Source organism: Pseudomonas sp. WS 5010 (assembly GCF_012985565.1).
Classification (GTDB): Bacteria; Pseudomonadota; Gammaproteobacteria; order Pseudomonadales; family Pseudomonadaceae; genus Aquipseudomonas.
On sequence record NZ_JAAQWQ010000009.1, the window covers coordinates 36,717 to 55,069 of the forward strand.

General features: G+C 59.7%; 19 protein-coding genes. 14 read left to right on the plus strand and 5 right to left on the minus strand.

All coding sequences use genetic code 11. From position 1 onward, the window contains the following. Window positions 1-122: 122 nt before the first annotated feature. Window positions 123-1,469 carry an MFS transporter gene (locus HBO11_RS25110; protein WP_169955509.1) on the minus strand — a complete coding sequence of 449 codons (1,347 nt, stop codon included), beginning with the start codon at window positions 1,467-1,469 and terminating at the stop codon, window positions 123-125. A gap of 247 nt (window positions 1,470-1,716) precedes the next feature. On the opposite strand from HBO11_RS25110, the gene HBO11_RS25115 reads away from it, so the two are divergent. The 3 genes from HBO11_RS25115 to HBO11_RS25125 all read left to right on the plus strand — a co-directional run bounded on the left by HBO11_RS25115 (window position 1,717) and on the right by HBO11_RS25125 (window position 6,844). Next, window positions 1,717-2,085, plus strand: a complete 369-nt coding sequence (locus HBO11_RS25115) for a YkgJ family cysteine cluster protein (protein ID WP_169955508.1) — start codon at window positions 1,717-1,719, stop codon at window positions 2,083-2,085. Between the two features lie 143 nt (window positions 2,086-2,228). Further along, complete coding sequence (locus tag HBO11_RS25120; protein ID WP_169955507.1) at window positions 2,229-4,454, plus strand: bifunctional diguanylate cyclase/phosphodiesterase; 2,226 nt, start codon at window positions 2,229-2,231, stop codon at window positions 4,452-4,454. A 209-nt stretch (window positions 4,455-4,663) separates the two neighbouring features. Further along, window positions 4,664-6,844, plus strand: coding sequence for a hypothetical protein (locus tag HBO11_RS25125; protein WP_169955506.1), 2,181 nt, complete (start codon window positions 4,664-4,666; stop codon window positions 6,842-6,844). 304 nt (window positions 6,845-7,148) lie between these two features. Here the strand turns inward: HBO11_RS25125 and HBO11_RS25130 are convergent, their stop codons facing one another. Both HBO11_RS25130 and HBO11_RS25135 read right to left on the minus strand, forming a co-directional pair. Further along, window positions 7,149-7,454 (minus strand): DUF2288 domain-containing protein, encoded by a 306-nt coding sequence (locus HBO11_RS25130; RefSeq protein WP_169955505.1) that lies wholly within the window; start codon window positions 7,452-7,454, stop codon window positions 7,149-7,151. Further along, window positions 7,451-7,612 carry a hypothetical protein gene (locus HBO11_RS25135; protein ID WP_169955504.1) on the minus strand — a complete coding sequence of 54 codons (162 nt, stop codon included), beginning with the start codon at window positions 7,610-7,612 and terminating at the stop codon, window positions 7,451-7,453. Before HBO11_RS25135 ends, HBO11_RS25130 begins: the two co-directional genes overlap by 4 nt. Window positions 7,613-7,795: 183 nt before the next feature. Between HBO11_RS25135 and HBO11_RS25140 the strand changes: the two genes are divergently transcribed. From HBO11_RS25140 to HBO11_RS25180, 9 genes are all read left to right on the plus strand, one after another. Further along, entirely contained in the window at window positions 7,796-8,923 is a 1,128-nt protein-coding gene (locus tag HBO11_RS25140; RefSeq protein ID WP_169955503.1) for a branched-chain amino acid ABC transporter substrate-binding protein, read from the plus strand. A 228-nt stretch (window positions 8,924-9,151) separates the two neighbouring features. Continuing rightward, a complete protein-coding gene (gene livH / locus HBO11_RS25145; protein ID WP_169955502.1) occupies window positions 9,152-10,075 on the plus strand; it encodes a high-affinity branched-chain amino acid ABC transporter permease LivH in 924 nt (307 codons plus the stop codon). Then, complete coding sequence (locus tag HBO11_RS25150; RefSeq protein WP_029297111.1) at window positions 10,072-11,325, plus strand: high-affinity branched-chain amino acid ABC transporter permease LivM; 1,254 nt, start codon at window positions 10,072-10,074, stop codon at window positions 11,323-11,325. Before livH ends, HBO11_RS25150 begins: the two co-directional genes overlap by 4 nt. After that, on the plus strand, window positions 11,322-12,089 hold the full coding sequence (gene livG / locus HBO11_RS25155) for a high-affinity branched-chain amino acid ABC transporter ATP-binding protein LivG (RefSeq protein ID WP_169955501.1): 768 nt from the start codon (window positions 11,322-11,324) through the stop codon (window positions 12,087-12,089). Before HBO11_RS25150 ends, livG begins: the two co-directional genes overlap by 4 nt. Next, a complete protein-coding gene (locus tag HBO11_RS25160; protein ID WP_029297115.1) occupies window positions 12,090-12,791 on the plus strand; it encodes an ABC transporter ATP-binding protein in 702 nt (233 codons plus the stop codon). It abuts the gene before it with no gap. Window positions 12,792-13,047: 256 nt separating this feature from the next. Beyond that, window positions 13,048-13,356, plus strand: coding sequence for a DUF2282 domain-containing protein (locus HBO11_RS25165; protein WP_169955500.1), 309 nt, complete (start codon window positions 13,048-13,050; stop codon window positions 13,354-13,356). A 26-nt stretch (window positions 13,357-13,382) separates the two neighbouring features. Then, entirely contained in the window at window positions 13,383-14,264 is an 882-nt protein-coding gene (locus tag HBO11_RS25170; protein ID WP_169955499.1) for a DUF692 domain-containing protein, read from the plus strand. Then, window positions 14,261-15,028, plus strand: a complete 768-nt coding sequence (locus tag HBO11_RS25175; RefSeq protein WP_169955498.1) for a DNA-binding domain-containing protein — start codon at window positions 14,261-14,263, stop codon at window positions 15,026-15,028. Before HBO11_RS25170 ends, HBO11_RS25175 begins: the two co-directional genes overlap by 4 nt. Further along, window positions 15,025-15,510, plus strand: coding sequence for a DoxX family protein (locus HBO11_RS25180; protein WP_169955497.1), 486 nt, complete (start codon window positions 15,025-15,027; stop codon window positions 15,508-15,510). The genes HBO11_RS25175 and HBO11_RS25180 overlap by 4 nt, the downstream gene beginning before the upstream one ends. On the opposite strand, the gene HBO11_RS25185 is transcribed toward HBO11_RS25180, so the two are convergent. Further along, window positions 15,507-16,415, minus strand: a complete 909-nt coding sequence (locus tag HBO11_RS25185; RefSeq protein WP_169955496.1) for a LysR family transcriptional regulator — start codon at window positions 16,413-16,415, stop codon at window positions 15,507-15,509. The two genes, HBO11_RS25180 and HBO11_RS25185, sit on opposite strands and share 4 nt — an antisense overlap. Before the next feature lie 105 nt (window positions 16,416-16,520). Between HBO11_RS25185 and HBO11_RS25190 the strand changes: the two genes are divergently transcribed. Next, a complete protein-coding gene (locus HBO11_RS25190; RefSeq protein ID WP_169955495.1) occupies window positions 16,521-17,120 on the plus strand; it encodes a short chain dehydrogenase in 600 nt (199 codons plus the stop codon). Here HBO11_RS25190 and HBO11_RS25195 read toward each other — a convergent pair whose 3' ends face one another. Next, a complete protein-coding gene (locus HBO11_RS25195) occupies window positions 17,121-17,477 on the minus strand; it encodes a hypothetical protein (RefSeq protein WP_169955494.1) in 357 nt (118 codons plus the stop codon). Between the two features lie 169 nt (window positions 17,478-17,646). On the opposite strand from HBO11_RS25195, the gene HBO11_RS25200 reads away from it, so the two are divergent. Continuing rightward, window positions 17,647-18,318: a hypothetical protein gene (locus tag HBO11_RS25200; RefSeq protein WP_169955493.1), complete on the plus strand. Its 672-nt coding sequence runs from the start codon at window positions 17,647-17,649 to the stop codon at window positions 18,316-18,318. Window positions 18,319-18,353 lie beyond the last annotated feature (35 nt).

An 18,353-nucleotide genomic window follows, 5' to 3' on the forward strand; every position in this document is an offset into this window, starting at 1 on the left:
CTTTTTTATGGGGTTTTGCGGGCCTCATCGCAGGCAAGCCAGCTCTCACAGTGATCGGTGCGCTAACTGACAACTCGGTTAACTGTGGGAGCTGGCTTGCCTGCGATGGCATCACCTCGGTTTCAAGCTGTAGCCGCCGCTGCCGGCACGTCAACCCTCCCCAACCCATCCTTCATCCGCTTGGCATCGCGCACAAAACACCGTGAAGCCTGGAACAGAAACAGCATGGTCAGGAACAACGCTACCGGGATCAGGTACATAGCGTCATGCAGGCCCACGGCCTTGAACGCCTCGGTCATTTGCTCGGCACCCGCTGCGTACATCGCCGCATGGGCAAAGTGATCAGACAGTGCGCCCACCACCACCGGCCCCATGCCACCGCCCAGCAGATACAGGCCGGCGAAGAACAGCGCCATGGCCGTCGCCCGCAGGCGCGGCTCCACCACGTCCTGGATCGCCGTGTACACACAGGTGTAGAAGTTATAGGCGAACAGCCAGCCCACACTGAACACCGCGACAAACACCCCAATCTCGATACGCCCCGCATGCAGGGCCCAGGCCGTGCATATCGTGGAGATAATCAGGCTGAAGGCGGCAAACAGCAGCCGACCGTTGGCAATGCGCTGGTGAATCTTGTCCGCCACCAGGCCGCCCAGGGTCAGGCCGAACAGGCCCGTCACGCCGACAATCACCCCGGTCGCCACGGCCGCTTCTTGCAGTGGCATCAAAAAGTAGCGTTGCAGCATCGGCACCAGGAACGAGTTGCAGGCATAGGTCGCAAAGTTGAAACACAGCCCCGCCAGCACCAGCCACAGGAAGGTGGGTACCGCCAACACGCGGCGGATCGGCCGGTCGACTTTCTCCTGGGAAACCTGCACGGTTTCGGCCGCACCGCGCTTGGGTTCCTTGATGTAAAACATGAACACCGCGAGGATCAGCCCCGGGATGGCCGCAATAAAGAACGGCGCTCGCCAGCTGTCGAACGCCTTGACCATCGCGCCGATGGTGAAGAACGCCAGCAACAGCCCCAGGGGCAGGCCCAGCATGAAAATCCCCATGGCCCGGGCGCGACGGTGGGCCGGGAACAGGTCGCCGATCAGCGAGTTGGCGGCCGGCGCATAACTGGCTTCGCCAATGCCGATGCCCATGCGCACCAGCAGGAAGGTCCAGAAGCTGCCGACCATGCCGTTGACTGCCGTCAACGCGCTCCAACTCGCCAGGCCCCAGCCCATCAGCTTGCTGCGTGAACCGGTATCGGCCAGGCGCCCCAGGGGCAAGCCGGCAATGGCGTAGACGATGGTGAACGCGGTGCCGATGATGCCGAGCTGGAAGTCACTGAGGTGCCATTCCATGCGGATCGGCTCGATGATGATCGCCGGGATCGTGCGATCAAAGAAGTTGAACAGGTTGGCCAGGAACAGCAGGAACAGAATGCGCCAGGCATTCGCCGCTTGGGTCGAGTTCTGCATGGGTCCGTCTCTTTTATTGTTATAGAGGCTCGATGCCGACGCATCCTGCCCGGAACCTGCAATCTAGTCAGGCACGGCGCGGTTGTCTGTAATGATTCGTAAAGCTGATAGGGCGTAATTTCATCCAGGACAGCGGGGTTTTGCCCGGCAAAAAAATAAGCACCCGACCCCCTTCCCAAGCGCCTTGGCAGGAATAGAATAGCGAGCCTTCCGCAGTTCCCCCCTTACCTCTTATTGATGACGTGCCATGTCCGATGCCAGTCCGTGTCTGAATTGCGGTGCCTGCTGTTCACACTTTCGCGTGTCTTTCTTTTGGGGCGAATGCGCCTCATCAGGCGGCACCGTGCCCGATGAACGGGTGGTACAGATCAACCCCAGCCGGGTGGCGATGATCGGCACCGACCAGAAACCGGCACGCTGTTGCAGCCTGGAGGGCGAAGTGGGTAGCGGCACCCGCTGTTCAATCTATGAGCAGCGTTCCAGCGTGTGCCGGGAGTTCGAGGCGTCGTGGAGCCAGGGTGAAGTCAACGTCGATTGCGACGCCGCACGCGCGGCATTTGGCCTGGCGCCGCTGGAACAGCCGCCTTACGAGTTTGAGCTGCCCATCAGCGCTTAGCACCATTGGCTATGGCCAGCATGCCAAAATCGAAGAAATCAAAATGCCATTACGGCTTGCGATTCCGTTGAGCCTTCTATACTCGATTCCATAGGTCATCGCCGCGCGCCGTGACACGAGATGACTCTGTAACGGGACATGCTATGGAATGGCTGGGTCTGCATTTTTTTACCCCCCTTCCCGAGAGCGGGCATTTATTAATCGATTGCACCCATAACCCCTTCCTGGTGCTACTGGCGTACCTGGTTGCCTGCGCAGCGGGCTTCGGCACCCTGGACATGGCCGAACGGGTCGGCCACGTCGACAACCTGACGGCAAAACGCCGCTGGCGCTGGATCGGCGCCGGTTGCCTGGCTGGCGGGATCTGGTCGACGCACTTCATCAGCATGCTGGCGTTCCAGGCGCCCATCGCCATCCATTACGAACTGTTCATGACCTTTGCTTCGTTGCTGATCACCATGATCGCGGCGATGTTCGCCATGCAAACCCTCAGTCATGCACAACTGCGCTTTCATCAGTACCTGGTGGCGTCCATCTGGATGGGCCTGGGCATCGCCCTGATGCATTACGTGGGCATGTCCGCCATGCGCTCCGAGGCCCAGGTGTATTTCTCCAGCGGGCTGTTCGGGGTATCGATAGCAATCGCCATTGGCGCCAGCCTCGCGGCCTTGCTGCTGTCCCGCTACCTGCGCAATGGCAGCGGGATGTTCCACCAATTGCTCAAGTACGGTGCCAGCCTGGTGCTGGGCGCCGGCATTATCAGCATGCACTTCACCGGCATGGCCGCCATGCAATTGCTGGTGCCCACCGGGGCCGCGCCGTCGTTGCCGATCGATAACAACCCCATGCAGCTGGGGCTGTCGGTGGCTGTCATTACGTTGCTGGTGATCGGCAGCAGCATCAGCGCGGCCCTCGCCGACAAGAAACTGCAGCACAAGGAGCGCGACCTGCGGCGAGTCAATGCCTTGCTGAGCGAGCTGGACCAGGCGCGGGCGTCCCTGCAGCAAGTGGCCCATTACGACGCCTTGACCAGCCTGCTCAATCGCCGGGGCTTCAACCAGATCTTCGCTGAAAAACTCGCGCAGAAAACCCAGGCTGGGGGCATGCTGGCGGTGATCTTCCTCGACATCGACCACTTCAAGCGGATCAACGACAGCCTGGGCCACGACGCCGGCGACGAACTGCTGACGGTGCTGGCTGGCCATATCAAGAGTTCGGTGCGCAGCCACAATGATGTGGTGGCACGGTTCGGCGGCGATGAGTTCTGCATCCTGATCAACATCCATCATCGCGATGAAGCGCGGCACATGGCCCAGCGCATCATGCAAAAAATGAAAGAGCCCATCGAACTGGCCGGCCGACGCATGGTGATGACCACCAGCATCGGCATCAGTGTATTTCCCGAGGACGGGACCACCAGCGAGGAACTGCTGAAAACCGCCGACCTGGCGCTGTACCAGTCCAAGGATGGCGGGCGCAACAGCCTCAACTTCTTCAGTTCCAACCTCAAAACCCGGGCCTCTCTTGAACTGCAGTTGGAAGAGGAGCTGCGAAACGCGTTACGCAGCCAAAAAGAACTGGTCCTGCACTACCAACCCATCCTGGACCTGCGCAAAGGCAAGGTCACCCGGCTCGAAGCCCTGGTGCGCTGGCAACATCCCCTGCATGGCTTGCTGGCGCCAGACCGGTTTATCGGCATTGCCGAAAACAACGGCCTGATCGCCGAGCTGGACAACTGGGTACTGCGCCAGGCCTGTGCCGACCTGGGCTGGCTGACGGACCAGGGCCACCCGGACCTGACCATGGCCGTCAACTGTTCGGCCCTGAACCTGGCCCGTGACGAGTTGGCCGATGAGATCGAATACGCCTTGCGCAGCAGTGGCATCGCCGCCAGCCGCCTGGAGCTGGAAGTCACGGAAAATGCCTTGATGGGCAACATCAGCAGCACCCTGGTCCTGCTGCGGCAAATCCGCGCGCTGGGTGTCGCGCTGTCCATCGATGACTTCGGCACCGGCTATTCCTCGCTCTCCTACCTCAAGCGCCTGCCCCTCAATACACTGAAGATCGATCGTTCCTTTATCCAGGACATCCCCAAGTCCACCACCGATATGGAGATTGTCCAGGCGATCATCGGCATGGCCCACACCCTGCATTTGCAGGTGATCACCGAAGGCGTGGAAACCCCGCAGCAACTGGAGCTGCTGGTCAAGCATGGCTGCGATTACGTGCAGGGCTACCTGCTCAGCGCGGCGGTGCCGGCCAGTGAAGTCAGCGCTGTGATTACCGCGCTTGACCAGCACAACCCGCTCACACCGCTAAGCCTGGCAGGCGGCAAGGACGCCTCTTCGGTTGTACGTCCCATCCGCTGAAGCGCAGCAGCCTTGGCATATCGCCATCATTTTGATTAAAGAACGCCGACGAACGGCCGATTCATGAGAGTCCGGCGTCGCTTTTCCCTAGAAACAATAGGGTTAAGACTGATCGCCGAGACCTAAAACGCACTGTAAAAGTCGCGAACTCTCACTCGGTGATGGCTCTTTAATGCTTTCCAGCCATCCGTCCAGGCACATGGCGCACAATGACTTCTAAAAATAACCCTGTTACTGCGGTATCCGACGTGTTGCTCACAGCTCCTGCGGAAAAACCCTCAGGCTCAAAGTCATTGCACAGTCAACGTGCGCTGGGCACCCAGCAATACCTGTACTTCACCGAGACCAACACCGACCGCATCCTCGACAACCTCGACGGCCTGCGCGACATGGTCTTCCCGCGCCCGCCGCACCTTGAGGGTGACAGCGAGTTGCGCAGCGAGCAGGAGTTTCCCTCGGTCTGCCTGATCGGCCTGGGGCGCTGCGGTTCCAACATCGCCCTGGATGTGGCGGAGTTGGTGTACAACGCCCGCAAGTTCTACCTGAACGAGTTCAGCACCGAAGACAAATCCTACGTTGAAAAGGGCTACAGCCCAGCCCAATGGATCCGCAACAACCTGCGCCTGGGCGCCAGCAAGGCCAGCAAGCCGGTGTTCCTGGTAGAACCATTGGTGATGCTCGGCGACCTGGACAAGGACATTGCCGGGCGCATCCGCTTCTCGCGCAAGGGCGAGAAAAGCGGCTTTTTGCGCGACTACAGCAAGATGAAGATCATGGACCTGTCGGAAGTGCATGCCGGCGGCGCCGGTAACGCCCCGATCCTGGGCCAGTACCTGGCCAAGATCATCCTCAATAAGGATACCCAGCGGTTTTCCAGCCCCGACTGGAAGATGATCCACTCGTACCTGATCGACTCCTGCGGGATCAAGGCCAACCAGTCGCGCCTGTATTTCTCGATTTTCAGCGCCGGCGGTGGCACCGGCTCGGGTATGGCCTCGGAGTTTGGCCTGGCCCAGCAACACTCGTACATGAACAAGACCTTCGACACCAAGCCCGCCGACGAGCACGACAGCAAGAGCGGCCATGCCTTCGTGTTCGAGCCGATCTTCACCAGCGGCATCTGTGTGCTGCCGAACATCTCCGATCACCGCAGCGAAATGTCCGAGGCGCTGCATATCAACGCCGGTCGGTTGCTGTGTAAGTACCTGTCAGAGGAATGGGACTTCTCGTACAACTTCGACAATGAAGACAGCAGCGAGGCCAGCGTCAAAGGCCGTATCCGCCCGTGGAACGCGATGATGCTGATCTCCAACGACATCATGCGTTACGCCGAAGAAAGCGACGACGGCAACATCCAGAACATTGACGTCAATGCCATGGAAAAACACGCCAACCAGTACATCTCACAACAGATCTTCAACATTCTGACGGCCCAGGCGGTGACGACCGACTACGACCAGAACTATTTCCGCCGTGCCGGCATCGATATCGGTGAAACCATTCGCCTGGACGCCAACGACCTGTTCATGAGCCTGGCCGGGCCGGTGGCAATTGCCTACGCCGAGTCGGTCGTGCCGGAAACCCCGGCGCCGAGCAACGACAAGTTCAAGGTGTTTGAAAAAGAACCCCAGCGCCTGAACATCGATGACCTGTTCTTCCGCTCCATCGACCTGCCCCACTTCAATAAGGTCACCCAGGCCATCGAAGGCATCAGCCTGTTGCCGATCGAATCCAAGCGCTACAAGGCGTCCCTGGAGCAATACAAGAATTCCGGCTATGACGCGGCGGCCCTGCATGACCTGCACTTCTTCAAGAACTGCTCGTCGGTGGTGTCCATCGTCTCCCTGCCCAAGGACTACAAGCTGTCCTATATGGACCTGAACCGGCTCAAGACTCACCTCAACAGCCTGTTCCCCAACACCACGCTCAAGCGCTACGCCCTGGTGATCGGCGCTTCGGCCAACCTGTCGCTGACCACCCTGATCGCCAAGAGCCCGTGCCTGTCGGATGATTTCCTGACGTTGATCGTGGCCTTTATCAAACGCTGCTTTGCCCGCAACCCGTACCGTTTCGACGAGACGCTGGACAACTCGATCCTGGATTTCATCATCCACGAAGACTTCGACGAGGACCGTATCGACGAGTTGCTCAACGAATTCGAGAACCCGGCGAAAATCCTCGATACCAACTGGTACGCGATCAAGCCGATGTATGAGAAGAAGTACCGCGAGCTGATCAACGACAAGGAGAAGTTTGTCTCGATCAACGACATACGTCTGTCGCGCGATTGCGTGAAGAAGGCGATCAAGTACCTGCGTGAGATTTATCGTCACCGGATTGGCAAGACCAAGGTTATTTCCTTGAATAACCATACGGGCAAGACCGCCTAGACCGCGGCGCGGCCTTCGCGAGCAAGCCCACTCCCACAGTTGACCGAGGTCTACCCTTGGAATGCGGTCGACTGTGGGAGCGGGCTTGCTCGCGAAAGCGGTCTGCCAGGCGACAATATCCATAACCTTGCCACACCAAGAAACAATTCCCCGAGCCATTCGCGGCCCACAAAACTGTTCCCATGACGTTTACGTCACCCTCCCTTGTGACCTTTCTTCACGGCCAGTTGCCATCATGGGCAAAGCGGTTACTCCGCTACACACTTTTAAAGGCGCGAAACTCGCACCATTTCGGTGCCTGCGTTTAGTTGGATGCCCTTTCCTGGATCAGAATCCACGGCGAAACCACCACCGCCCACAGGCTCGGATTACGCTCCACCAGGTCCAATGCCCGCGTCGCAGACACTTCGCCAATGCTCCCCGAGGCCAGCCAGGCAGCCACTTTGTCCCGACTGTCCTCGGCCATCCCCTCGGCCGCTTCGATCAAATCCAGACCGGCGTCGACCCACAATAGGGCACCCTTGGCGAAGAACGGTTCAAGCTCCTTCCAGGAAATTTCCGCGGTTTCGCCGAGCAGCTTGGCATAGAGGGTGCTAGGTTCTTGCGTCATGGGAACTCACCTGAGGAAAAAATCGGCGCAATCATACCGTCGAGGCTTCCCCAGAAAAACCCAGTTGCAATTGAGGCACCGATTGAAAGTGTCAGGAACGCCAAGGATTGCCCGAGACTCTGGCATTCACCCGCCGCAATTCTGTCTTTTTCTTTCATTTAAGCGACATACCCGGGGTTTGCCCCCAGCAGCTAGCTTTTCAAGCGATCAACCGGCGCTCTACACTGTACCGGTACAGTTGCCAGGCCGCTGCCGGGGGGATATCCGAGATATCTGATCCGGTTCTGTAGCCCACAAGGCCGCTAGAACTATAAAAAATACAACAGTAAGAGTGGAGCACTATGAATAAGGCTACTAAGCAGATTTCCAAACTGTTTGCCGCTATGGTCCTGGCTGGGGTTGCCGGCCATTCGTTCGCAGCTGACACCATCAAGATCGGTATTGCCGGCCCTAAAACCGGCCCTGTGACCCAATACGGCGATATGCAATTCATGGGTGCCAAGCAAGCCATCAAGGACATCAACGCCAAGGGCGGTGTCGACGGCAAAATGCTCGAAGCCAAGGAATACGACGACGCTTGCGACCCTAAACAAGCCGTTGCCGTAGCCAACAAAGTGGTCAACGACGGCGTCAAGTTCGTGGTCGGCCACCTCTGCTCCAGCTCCACTCAACCTGCAACCGACATCTACGAAGACGAAGGCGTGATCATGATCACCCCGGCGGCTACCAGCCCGGAAATCACCGCCCGTGGCTACAAGCTGATCTTCCGTACCATCGGCCTGGACAGCGCCCAGGGCCCTGCGGCCGGCAACTACATCGCCGACCACGTCAAGCCAAAGGCCGTCGCAGTCCTGCACGACAAGCAACAATACGGTGAAGGCATCGCCACTGCGGTCAAGCAGACCCTCGAAGGCAAAGGCATCAAGGTTGCCGTGTTCGAAGGCCTGAACGCCGGCGACAAGGACTTCTCCTCGATTATCCAGAAGCTCAAGCAAGCCAACGTCGACTTCGTCTACTACGGCGGCTACCACCCGGAACTGGGCTTGATCCTGCGCCAGGCCCAGGAAAAAGGCCTGAAAGCCAAGTTCATGGGCCCGGAAGGCGTGGGCAACGACTCCATCTCGCAAATCGCCCAGAAAGCCTCCGAAGGCCTGCTGGTCACCCTGCCGAAATCCTTCGACGCCGACCCTGCGAACAAGGCCATCGTCGACGCACTCAAGGCTGACGGCAAAGACCCAAGCGGTCCGTTCGTGTTCCCGGCCTACTCGGCGGTTGAAATCATCGCTGGCGGCATCGCTGCTGCAAAAAGCGAAGACACCACCAAAGTGGCCGAGGCCATCCACGCGGGTACCTTCAAGACCCCGACCGGCGACCTGAGCTTCGATAAGAACGGCGACCTGAAAGACTTCAAGTTCGTGGTCTACGAATGGCACTTCGGCCAACCAAAAACCGAAGTATCCCCTCAGTAAGCCAGGCGTTACTGGACAACAAGCCCACTGTGCAAGCAGTGGGTTTTGTTTTACGAGGTTTATGGGCCACGCACCCGCGATCCGGGCGCTGGCTCACCTGAAAATCTTAAAACCGTCACCAGCGGTTCGCTGGCAAATGCTTTGTGCAAATGTGCTCACAGAACACAGCACCAGGCTGGAAGATGACTCCACCAGTGAAATGCGTATCGGGTTTTTAGGAGCGCTGTAATGCCTGAGATCTATCATTTTTTCCAACAGCTGGTTAATGGCCTGACCATTGGCAGCACCTATGCCTTGATAGCCATTGGCTACACAATGGTTTACGGCATCATTGGAATGATCAACTTCGCCCACGGCGAGGTGTACATGATTGGCTCCTACGTGGCGTTCATCGCCATTGCCGGGCTGGCCATGATGGGTATCCACTCCCTGCCGCTGTTGATGACTGCCGCGTTCCTTGCGTCAATCGTCGTAACCAGTGCCTACGGCTACAGTATCGAACGCGTTGCATACCGCCCCCTGCGTGGCAGCAACCGCCTGATCCCGTTGATTTCCGCCATCGGCATGTCGATTTTCCTGCAGAACACCGTATTGCTGTCCCAGGACTCCAAGGACAAGTCCATTCCCAACCTGATCCCGGGGAGCTTTTCCTTCGGTCCAGGTGGCGCACAAGAAGTGCTGATTTCCTACATGCAGATCCTGGTCTTCGTCGTCACCCTGGTGGCCATGCTGGGCCTGACCCTGTTCATCTCCCGCTCCCGTCTGGGGCGCGCCTGCCGGGCCTGCGCCGAAGACATCAAGATGGCCAACCTGCTGGGCATCAACACCAACAACATCATTGCCCTGACCTTCGTCATCGGCGCCGCACTGGCCGCCGTCGCTGCCGTGTTGCTGAGCATGCAGTATGGCGTGATCAACCCCAACGCCGGCTTCCTGGTGGGGCTCAAAGCCTTCACTGCGGCGGTCCTCGGCGGTATCGGCAGTATTCCGGGCGCGATGCTCGGCGGGCTGGTGCTGGGTGTGGCCGAAGCGTTTGGTGCCGATATCTTCGGCGACCAGTACAAGGACGTGGTGGCCTTCGGTCTATTGGTTCTGGTGCTGTTATTCCGGCCGACCGGCATCCTGGGCCGTCCGGAGGTTGAGAAAGTATGAGCAGATATCTTAAATCGGCGTTTTTCAGCGCCTTGCTGGTATGGGCCGTGGCCTTTCCGGTACTCGGGCTCAAGTTGAGCATTGTCGGAATCAACCTTGAAGTACACGGCACCGGGCCGGTGACGCTGACCATCATTGCCCTGTGCTCGGTGCTGATGTTCCTGCGGGTGCTGTTCACCCAGCAGGTCGGGGCGCTGCTCAAGTCCAATCGTGGCCCGCTGGTCTCGCCCAAGGTCAGCCAATTCCTGACCCTGCCGCGCACCCAGCGCTACATCATCATCGGCCTGATCGTGGCCGCGTTGATCTGGCCATTCTTCGGCTCCCGTGGTGCGGTGGATATCGCCACCCTGATCCTGATCTACGTGCTGCTGGGCCTGGGCCTGAACATCGTGGTGGGCCTGGCCGGCCTGCTCGACCTGGGTTATGTGGGTTTCTACGCGGTGGGTGCCTACACCTACGCGCTGCTCTCGCATTACCTGGGCTGGAGCTTCTGGATCTGCCTGCCATTGGCCGGCATGGCAGCGGCGACGTTCGGCTTCCTGCTGGGCTTCCCGGTGTTGCGCTTGCGCGGTGACTACCTGGCCATCGTGACCCTGGGTTTTGGTGAGATCATCCGTCTGTTCCTGCGTAACCTCACTGATATCACCGGCGGCCCCAACGGCATCAGCAGCATTCCCAAGCCAACGTTCTTCGGCTTGTCGTTTGATCGCTCCGCTGCCGAGGGCATGCAGACCTTCCACGAGTACTTCGGGATTGCCTACAACCCGGTGAGCAAAGTGGTGTTCCTGTACCTGGTCGCCCTGTTGCTGGCCCTGGCCGCGCTGTTCGTGATCAACCGCCTGCTGCGCATGCCGATCGGGCGTGCCTGGGAAGCGCTGCGTGAAGACGAAATCGCCTGCCGTGCGCTGGGCCTGAACCCGACCATCATCAAGCTCTCCGCCTTCACCCTGGGTGCCGCGTTCGCCGGTTTCGCCGGCAGCTTCTTTGCCGCTCGCCAAGGCCTGGTGACACCGGAGTCGTTCACCTTCATCGAGTCGGCAATCATCCTCGCCATCGTGGTATTGGGTGGCATGGGCTCGCAGTTGGGCGTGATCCTCGCGGCCATCGTGATGATCCTGCTGCCGGAACTGATGCGTGAATTCAGCGAGTACCGCATGTTGATGTTCGGCGCCATGATGGTGCTGATGATGATCTGGCGCCCTCAAGGCCTGCTGCCCATGCAACGTCCACATATGGAGCTGCGCAAATGAGCCGCGAGATCCTGAAAGTCGAAAACCTGAGCATGCGCTTCGGCGGCTTGCTGGCGGTCAATGGCGTCGCCCTGACCGTCAAAGAGAAACAAGTGGTCGCGTTGATCGGCCCCAACGGCGCCGGCAAGACTACGGTGTTCAACTGCCTGACCGGTTTCTACAAGCCGGCCGGTGGCAGCATCCTGCTGGACGGCCAGCCGATCCAGGGCCTGGCCGGTCACCAGATTGCCCGCAAGGGCGTGGTGCGGACCTTCCAGAACGTGCGGTTGTTCAAGGACATGACCGCCGTGGAAAACCTGCTGATCGCCCAGCACCGGCACCTGAACACCAATTTCTTCGCGGGCCTGTTCAAGACCCCGGCGTTTCGCAAGAGCGAGCGCGAGGCCATGGAATACGCCGCGTACTGGCTGGACAAGGTCAACTTGACCGAGTTTGCCAACCGCCCGGCCGGCACCCTGGCCTATGGTCAGCAACGTCGCCTGGAAATCGCCCGCTGCATGATGACCCGCCCGCGGATCCTGATGCTCGACGAACCGGCTGCGGGCCTCAACCCCAAGGAAACCGAAGACCTCAAGGCGTTGATCGGTGTGCTGCGTGAAGAAAACAACGCCACCGTGCTGCTGATCGAACACGACATGAAACTGGTCATGAGCATTTCCGACCATATCGTCGTGATCAACCAGGGCACGCCATTGGCCAACGGGACGCCGGAGCAGATCCGCGACAACCCGCAAGTGATCAAAGCCTATTTGGGGGAAGCGTAAATGCTGCAATTCGAAAACGTTTCCACTTTCTACGGCAAGATCCAGGCCCTGCACGACGTCAACGTGGAAGTGCGCCAGGGCGAAATCGTCACCCTGATCGGCGCCAACGGTGCCGGCAAGTCCACCCTGCTGATGACCCTGTGCGGTTCGCCCCAGGCTCACAGCGGCAGCATCCGCTACATGGGTGAGGAACTGGTGGGCCAGCACTCGGCGGCGATCATGCGCAAGAGCATTGCCGTGGTCCCGGAAGGCCGTCGGGTGTTTGCCCGCCTGACCGTGGAAGAGAACCTGGCCATGGGCGGGTTCTTCACCGACAAGGGCGACTACCAGGAGCAGATGGACAAGGTGCTGCACCTGTTCCCTCGGCTCAAGGAGCGCTTCAGCCAGCGCGGCGGCACCATGTCCGGTGGCGAACAGCAAATGCTTGCCATCGGTCGTGCGCTGATGAGCAAGCCCAAGCTGCTGTTGCTGGACGAGCCTTCCCTGGGCCTGGCGCCGATCATCATCCAGCAGATCTTCGATATCATCGAGCAGCTGCGCAAGGACGGTGTGACGGTGTTCTTGGTGGAGCAGAACGCCAACCAGGCGTTGAAAATTGCCGACCGCGCCTATGTGCTGGAAAACGGCCGGGTGGTGATGCAGGGCAGCGGCGAACAACTGCTGACCGATCCGAAAGTGCGCGAGGCGTACCTGGGCGGCTAAAAACGGTTGCTGGATGAACCGGACCAACATGTGGGAGCGGGCTTGCCCGCGATGGCGGTGTGTCAGTGCTGGATGTATTGGCTGACACGCCTCTATCGCGAGCAAGCCCGCTCCCACATTTGCTTTGTGTGAATCGTAGATTTCGCGCTGTTTTAAAGTTTTCTTCGATCCACCTGTAACGATCCCCTCCCCCCTTTCTCTAGTGGGGTAAGCAAGCACAAACGCTTCCTTACCACCTCACTGCTGGAGAAACACCATGACCGCTACCCCCCGCTCGCTGCCCGTCGCCGCCCTCGCCCTGGCCCTGGGTTCTGCCTTGAGCCTGAGCGCCCTGACCACTGTCGCCCATGCCGACGAGGCGAAAATGGAAAAATGCTTCGGCGTCGCCCTCAAAGGCAAGAACGACTGCGCTGCAGGCGCCGGCACCACCTGTGCGGGCACCTCCAAAACCGACTACCAGGCCAACGCCTGGAAGCTGGTTCCCGAGGGCACCTGCGTGAAGATGGAAAGCAAAACCTCGTCGACCGGTTTTGGTCAACTGGAAGCCTTCAAAGCCAAGTCCTGAACCATTCCCACGCCTGAGTATCGACGATGATTCTTTCATCCTTGCCTGACATCTCCCGGGCTCAGGCACCCGGTCTGCCCCGGCGGGCCGGGCTGGGGCTCAAGAGCGAGCATTTCCAGGAAGTGCTCGCCACCCGGCCCGACATTGGTTTTTTTGAAGTCCACGCCGAAAACTACATGGTGGCCGGTGGGCCTTTTCATCATTACCTGGGATTGATCCGCGAGCAGTACCCGCTGTCGCTGCACGGCGTCGGCCTGTCCATTGGCGGCGAAGGCCCGCTGAGCCAGGAGCACCTTGCACGCCTGGCAGCACTGGTGGCGCGCTATCAACCCCAATCCTTTTCCGAGCACCTGGCCTGGTCAAGCCACGGCCCGGTGTATCTCAACGACTTGCTACCCCTGGCCTATGACGACGCCGCCCTTAAACGCGTGTGCACGCACATTGACCAGGTACAAACCGTGCTCAAGCGGCGCATGTTGCTGGAGAACCCGTCGACCTACCTGCTGTTCCAGTGCTCCACCCTGGACGAAACAGACTTCATCAGCGAAGTCATCCGGCGCACCGGCTGCGGCTTGCTGCTGGACGTAAACAATGTGTATGTGTCCTGCGTCAATCATCAGCAGGATCCGTTGGCCTACCTCGATGCTTTGCCTTTGCACACCGTGGGTGAGATTCATCTGGCCGGCTTTGCCGAAGACACCGACAGCCTGGGTGATCGCCTGCTGATTGACGATCATGGCGCCCCCATCGACAACGCGGTGTGGCAGTTGTATCAGCAAGCCTTACAACGCATCGGACCGGTTGCGACGCTGATTGAGCGCGACAACGATGTGCCAGCCTTCAGTGTGTTGCACGCCGAAGCCCGGCAAGCCGACCAGCATCTACTGACTGCGGCGGTGCACCCATGAACAACCTGCAAAGCCAGTTTGCCCAGGCGCTGCTGGCGCCGTACCAACCATGCCCGGATGGTTTGTTCAGCAGCAATGGCGCCGATCCTGCCAGTCGTTTTGCGGTGTATCGCAACAACGTCCACAGCTCGTTGATCAACGCCCTGGCCGACAGTTATCCCGTGACCCTGCAACTGGTGGGCGATCGATTTTTCCGGGCCATGGCCGGGATGTATGTCCAGGCGTATCCACCCACCAACCCGCTGCTCAACGAGTACGGCAGTGACTTGGCCGACTTTATCCAGGGCTTCGCCCCTGCCGCCAGTGTCCCGTACCTGGCTGACGTCGCGCGGCTGGAGCGCTTGCGGATCAACGCCTATCACGCTGCCGACGCACCCGTCGCCGACTCGCAGGCCGTCATAAACCAGCTGCAACAGTTGCCTAGCCTGGGCAACGTGCGCCTGCAATTGCATCCATCCGTTACCACCCTGCAATCGAACTACGCCGTGGTGGCGTTATGGGCCGCGCATCAAACCAGCGACACCGTCGCCAGACTCGACCCGTGGCACGGGCAATGCGCACTGATCCTGCGCAATGGCCTGGAGGTGGAGGTGTTTTGCATCGACAGCGGCTGCGTGGCGTTTATCAACAGCCTGAACAACCAATGGCCCCTGGAAATGGCGATGGCGTACGCCCTCGACGCAGCCACTGAATTTGACCTGCACCAATGCCTGGGACTGCTGATCAGCCACCGCGCCATCACCCATATCAAGGTACAACCATGAACACTGCCGCCCCGTGCCTGATGTCCCGCGTCATTCAGGCCTTTGAAAAAATCCCCTACAGCCTGATCGCCCTTGTCGCACGTTTTTCCATTGCGGCGGTGTTCTGGAAGTCCGGCCAGACCAAGGTCGAGGGCTTGGCCATCGACCTGGTCGATGGCACCTTCGAACTGGGTATGCCACACCTGGCAAGCTCCACTGTGCCGTTGTTTCAAAGTGAATATCGGATACCGTTTGTGCCAGCTGAAGCAGCCGCGTACATGGCCACGTGCGCCGAGCACTTTTTTCCGGTCCTGATTCTGCTGGGGCTTGCCACGCGTCTTTCAGCCTTGGCGTTACTGGGCATGACCCTGGTGATCCAGCTGTTTGTCTACCCGGATGCCTACCCGACCCACGGCACCTGGATCGCGTTGCTACTGGTGCTGATGGCCAAGGGGCCAGGACGCGTGTCCATTGATCACTGGATCGCACGGCACTGGCGTTAAAGCCGGTCCAACGCCTCGCCGTTGCGCTTGAACCAGCCCACCAGATAATCGGCCAGCACTTGGGTACGGCGTGGCAGCCCGCCCTGATAGGGGTGGACCAGGTACATCGGCATACTGCGGGTCTGATAATCGCGCAGGATCCAGCGTAGTCGGCCGTCAGCCAATTCCATCTGCAACAGGTAGGACGGCAGCCGCGCGACACCCGCGCCAACCAGCGCGGCTTTTTTCAGCAGGTTGTAGTGGTTGGAGGCAAAGGTGCCATCCACCCGCACTCGCAACAACTCGTGTTGCTGGTGATACAGCCACTCCTCGCGACCGCTGTAGTGGCTGTTGAGCAAGCAACGGTGGCCAACCAGGTCAGCCGGCACCAGCGGTTCACCATTTTGCTCCAGGTAGGCCGGGCTGGCGCAGGTCATTTCATGCCAGGCCAGCAGAGGCTTGGCGACCAGGCGCTCATCATTGGCAACCTCTGAGCGCACTGCCAGGTCAAACCCATCCCTGGCCAGGTCGCGATAGCTATTGTTGAGGTCCAACTCGATCTGGACTTGTGGATACTGCCTGGAAAAATCCAACAGCAGGCCGTCGAAAAACGTTTCGCCCAAGGACACCGGAACCGTCATACGCACGGGCCCGGCCAAATCATCCTTGAGCCGCGCCAATGCCTGTCGGGCACGCTCGACCTGGACCACCAGCCCCTGGGCCTGAGGCAACAATGCCGCACCCGCCGCCGTCAGGCTGAGGCGGCGGGTGGTGCGGTGCAGCAACACCACCGAGTATTGCGCCTCCAACTGGCTGATGCGTTTGGACAACTGCCCCTTGCTGCATCCCAGTTGCTGGGCGGCCAGGGTAAAGCTGCCGGCCTCGATCAATACCGCAAACGCCGCCAGATCATCCATCTCGCTCATGGATTGTTTCCACTTGAAAACCAAAGGTTGCCTATTAGTGCGCTTATCAGCAGAAAAAACCACTCTAGACTCAAGGCTCACCTAAACCCCTTGAGGAACCACACCATGAAAATCCTGTTGATCGGCGCCAGCGGCACTGTGGGCTCGGCGGTCAAGGCTGAACTGTCCCAGCGCCATGAAGTGATCAGCATCGGGCGCAAGAGCGGCGACTTTCAGGTCGACATCAGCGACAGCGCCTCGATCCGCCGACTGTTTGTACAAACCGGCCAGTTCGATGCCTTGGTGTGCGCCGCCGGCAGCGTCAACTTCGTGCCCCTGGGGGATATGGAGGCCAGCCATTTCGACCTCGGCCTGCAAGACAAGCTGATGGGTCAGGTCAATCTGTTGCTGATCGGCCGCGAGTTTGCCAACGACGGTGCGTCGTTCACCTTTACCAGCGGCATTCTCAACCGCGACCCAATCCGCACAGGCGCCTCGGCGGCACTGGTCAATGGTGCCATCGATGCCTTCGTCAAAGCGGCGGCGATTGAACTGCCACGGGGCCTGCGGATCAACTCGGTCAGCCCGACCGTGTTGGTGGAAGCCATGGGCAGCTATGCGCCTTACTTCAGGGGTTTTAAGCCGGTTCCGGCGACGGAAGTGGCTTTGGCCTACGCCAAGAGTGTGGAAGGTTTACAGACCGGACAGACCTACATCGTCGGTTGATCACTTGAGCAGCGACGGCATCATCTCTAACAACTGGTTGCGGGGGATGGAGAACCTCAGGCCCGGACCGTAGAGCACACCTTGGACCGTCGCCGTATTGAGCTGCCGGCCATTGAGGTACAGGGTCATCTGCTTATGCATGGCCGCCTGGGTCAGCGCTTTCGTGCGCTCCCTGGCTTCCGGCGTCAGCGTCACGTCGACCTCGATAAACTCGGGTTGGAGGGCGCCGGCTCTTTTCAGGGTCAAGGTCATATCGGAGAAGTCGGTCTGTGAGGTGTAGAACAGCTTGGCCGGCACCTCGGCCCAGGCCAGGGGTGCCACGCAGGCCAGGGCGAAAAGGGTCCATCGAATGTTCATATGAATGCGCCTTTCGAAAAACTTAAACTTGGCATAAGGCTTCCGTAACATCCACGGAAAAGGCTTAATTTCAGGCTCCGTTAAAATGCTGCAACCTAATCGCCCATCACCGGCTTGTGATGCAGCGCCAGCCTGCGTAACGTGGCGGCACTTATCAGGAGACCCGATAATGCTTGCCGCCCGTACCCTTGCTCTGTTTGCCCTGTTGCCCCTGCTCACCGCCTGCCAGTTGTTCGACCGCGATGCGGCCAAGCCGTCCATGACGGGCCTGACTCGCATGCAGGGCGAATTGACCGCAGTGGGCGACAAATTGCTGTTCCAGCCCTGCCATGATCAGCGCAACTATGTGGTCAACGACACCGGCGGCACCAGCATCCTCCAGGAAGCTGCGTCCCTGGCCGGCCAGCAAGGGGCCTTGTTTGCCGACCTGCGCGGCAAGTTCTCCGGAGTCGCCAGCGGCACCCAGGGCCAGGTGGACCTGCAGCAACTGTACCGCGTCGAACGTTCGACCTCGGCCTGCGACGACCCGGACTTCAAGCGCATGATCCTGCGCGCCAATGGCCACAAGCCGGCGTGGGCATTGAACGTCACCAATAAGGGCATGGTCTTGCAACGCGAGGGGCAGCCACCGTTGCCGGTGCCTTATGTCGAAGAACAACTGGGCGACGGCCGCTTCAACCTCACCACCGAAGCCAACGGCCAGCAGATTGAACTGTGGGTCGCGCCCCAACGCTGCATCGATAGCGTCAGTGGCAGCCTGCAGCATATGAGCGCCGAACTTCGGATCAACGGTCAGGTGCAGCGTGGCTGCGCGGCGTTTGGCGGCTCGCGAGACGACTGATTCAGCCCTGCGCTGTTTTAGCATGACGGGAAACC

What these genes read in the sequence shown, in the direction of transcription:
- HBO11_RS25110 (WP_169955509.1), bottom strand. Translation starts at nt 1,469, where the DNA reads ATGCAGAACTCGACCCAAGCGGCGAATGCCTGGCGCATTCTGTTCCTG.
- HBO11_RS25115 (WP_169955508.1), top strand. Translation starts at nt 1,717, where the DNA reads ATGTCCGATGCCAGTCCGTGTCTGAATTGCGGTGCCTGCTGTTCACAC.
- HBO11_RS25120 (WP_169955507.1), top strand. Translation starts at nt 2,229, where the DNA reads ATGGAATGGCTGGGTCTGCATTTTTTTACCCCCCTTCCCGAGAGCGGG.
- HBO11_RS25125 (WP_169955506.1), top strand. Translation starts at nt 4,664, where the DNA reads ATGACTTCTAAAAATAACCCTGTTACTGCGGTATCCGACGTGTTGCTC.
- HBO11_RS25130 (WP_169955505.1), bottom strand. Translation starts at nt 7,454, where the DNA reads ATGACGCAAGAACCTAGCACCCTCTATGCCAAGCTGCTCGGCGAAACC.
- HBO11_RS25135 (WP_169955504.1), bottom strand. Translation starts at nt 7,612, where the DNA reads ATGAAAGAAAAAGACAGAATTGCGGCGGGTGAATGCCAGAGTCTCGGG.
- HBO11_RS25140 (WP_169955503.1), top strand. Translation starts at nt 7,796, where the DNA reads ATGAATAAGGCTACTAAGCAGATTTCCAAACTGTTTGCCGCTATGGTC.
- livH (WP_169955502.1), top strand. Translation starts at nt 9,152, where the DNA reads ATGCCTGAGATCTATCATTTTTTCCAACAGCTGGTTAATGGCCTGACC.
- HBO11_RS25150 (WP_029297111.1), top strand. Translation starts at nt 10,072, where the DNA reads ATGAGCAGATATCTTAAATCGGCGTTTTTCAGCGCCTTGCTGGTATGG.
- livG (WP_169955501.1), top strand. Translation starts at nt 11,322, where the DNA reads ATGAGCCGCGAGATCCTGAAAGTCGAAAACCTGAGCATGCGCTTCGGC.
- HBO11_RS25160 (WP_029297115.1), top strand. Translation starts at nt 12,090, where the DNA reads ATGCTGCAATTCGAAAACGTTTCCACTTTCTACGGCAAGATCCAGGCC.
- HBO11_RS25165 (WP_169955500.1), top strand. Translation starts at nt 13,048, where the DNA reads ATGACCGCTACCCCCCGCTCGCTGCCCGTCGCCGCCCTCGCCCTGGCC.
- HBO11_RS25170 (WP_169955499.1), top strand. Translation starts at nt 13,383, where the DNA reads ATGATTCTTTCATCCTTGCCTGACATCTCCCGGGCTCAGGCACCCGGT.
- HBO11_RS25175 (WP_169955498.1), top strand. Translation starts at nt 14,261, where the DNA reads ATGAACAACCTGCAAAGCCAGTTTGCCCAGGCGCTGCTGGCGCCGTAC.
- HBO11_RS25180 (WP_169955497.1), top strand. Translation starts at nt 15,025, where the DNA reads ATGAACACTGCCGCCCCGTGCCTGATGTCCCGCGTCATTCAGGCCTTT.
- HBO11_RS25185 (WP_169955496.1), bottom strand. Translation starts at nt 16,415, where the DNA reads ATGAGCGAGATGGATGATCTGGCGGCGTTTGCGGTATTGATCGAGGCC.
- HBO11_RS25190 (WP_169955495.1), top strand. Translation starts at nt 16,521, where the DNA reads ATGAAAATCCTGTTGATCGGCGCCAGCGGCACTGTGGGCTCGGCGGTC.
- HBO11_RS25195 (WP_169955494.1), bottom strand. Translation starts at nt 17,477, where the DNA reads ATGAACATTCGATGGACCCTTTTCGCCCTGGCCTGCGTGGCACCCCTG.
- HBO11_RS25200 (WP_169955493.1), top strand. Translation starts at nt 17,647, where the DNA reads ATGCTTGCCGCCCGTACCCTTGCTCTGTTTGCCCTGTTGCCCCTGCTC.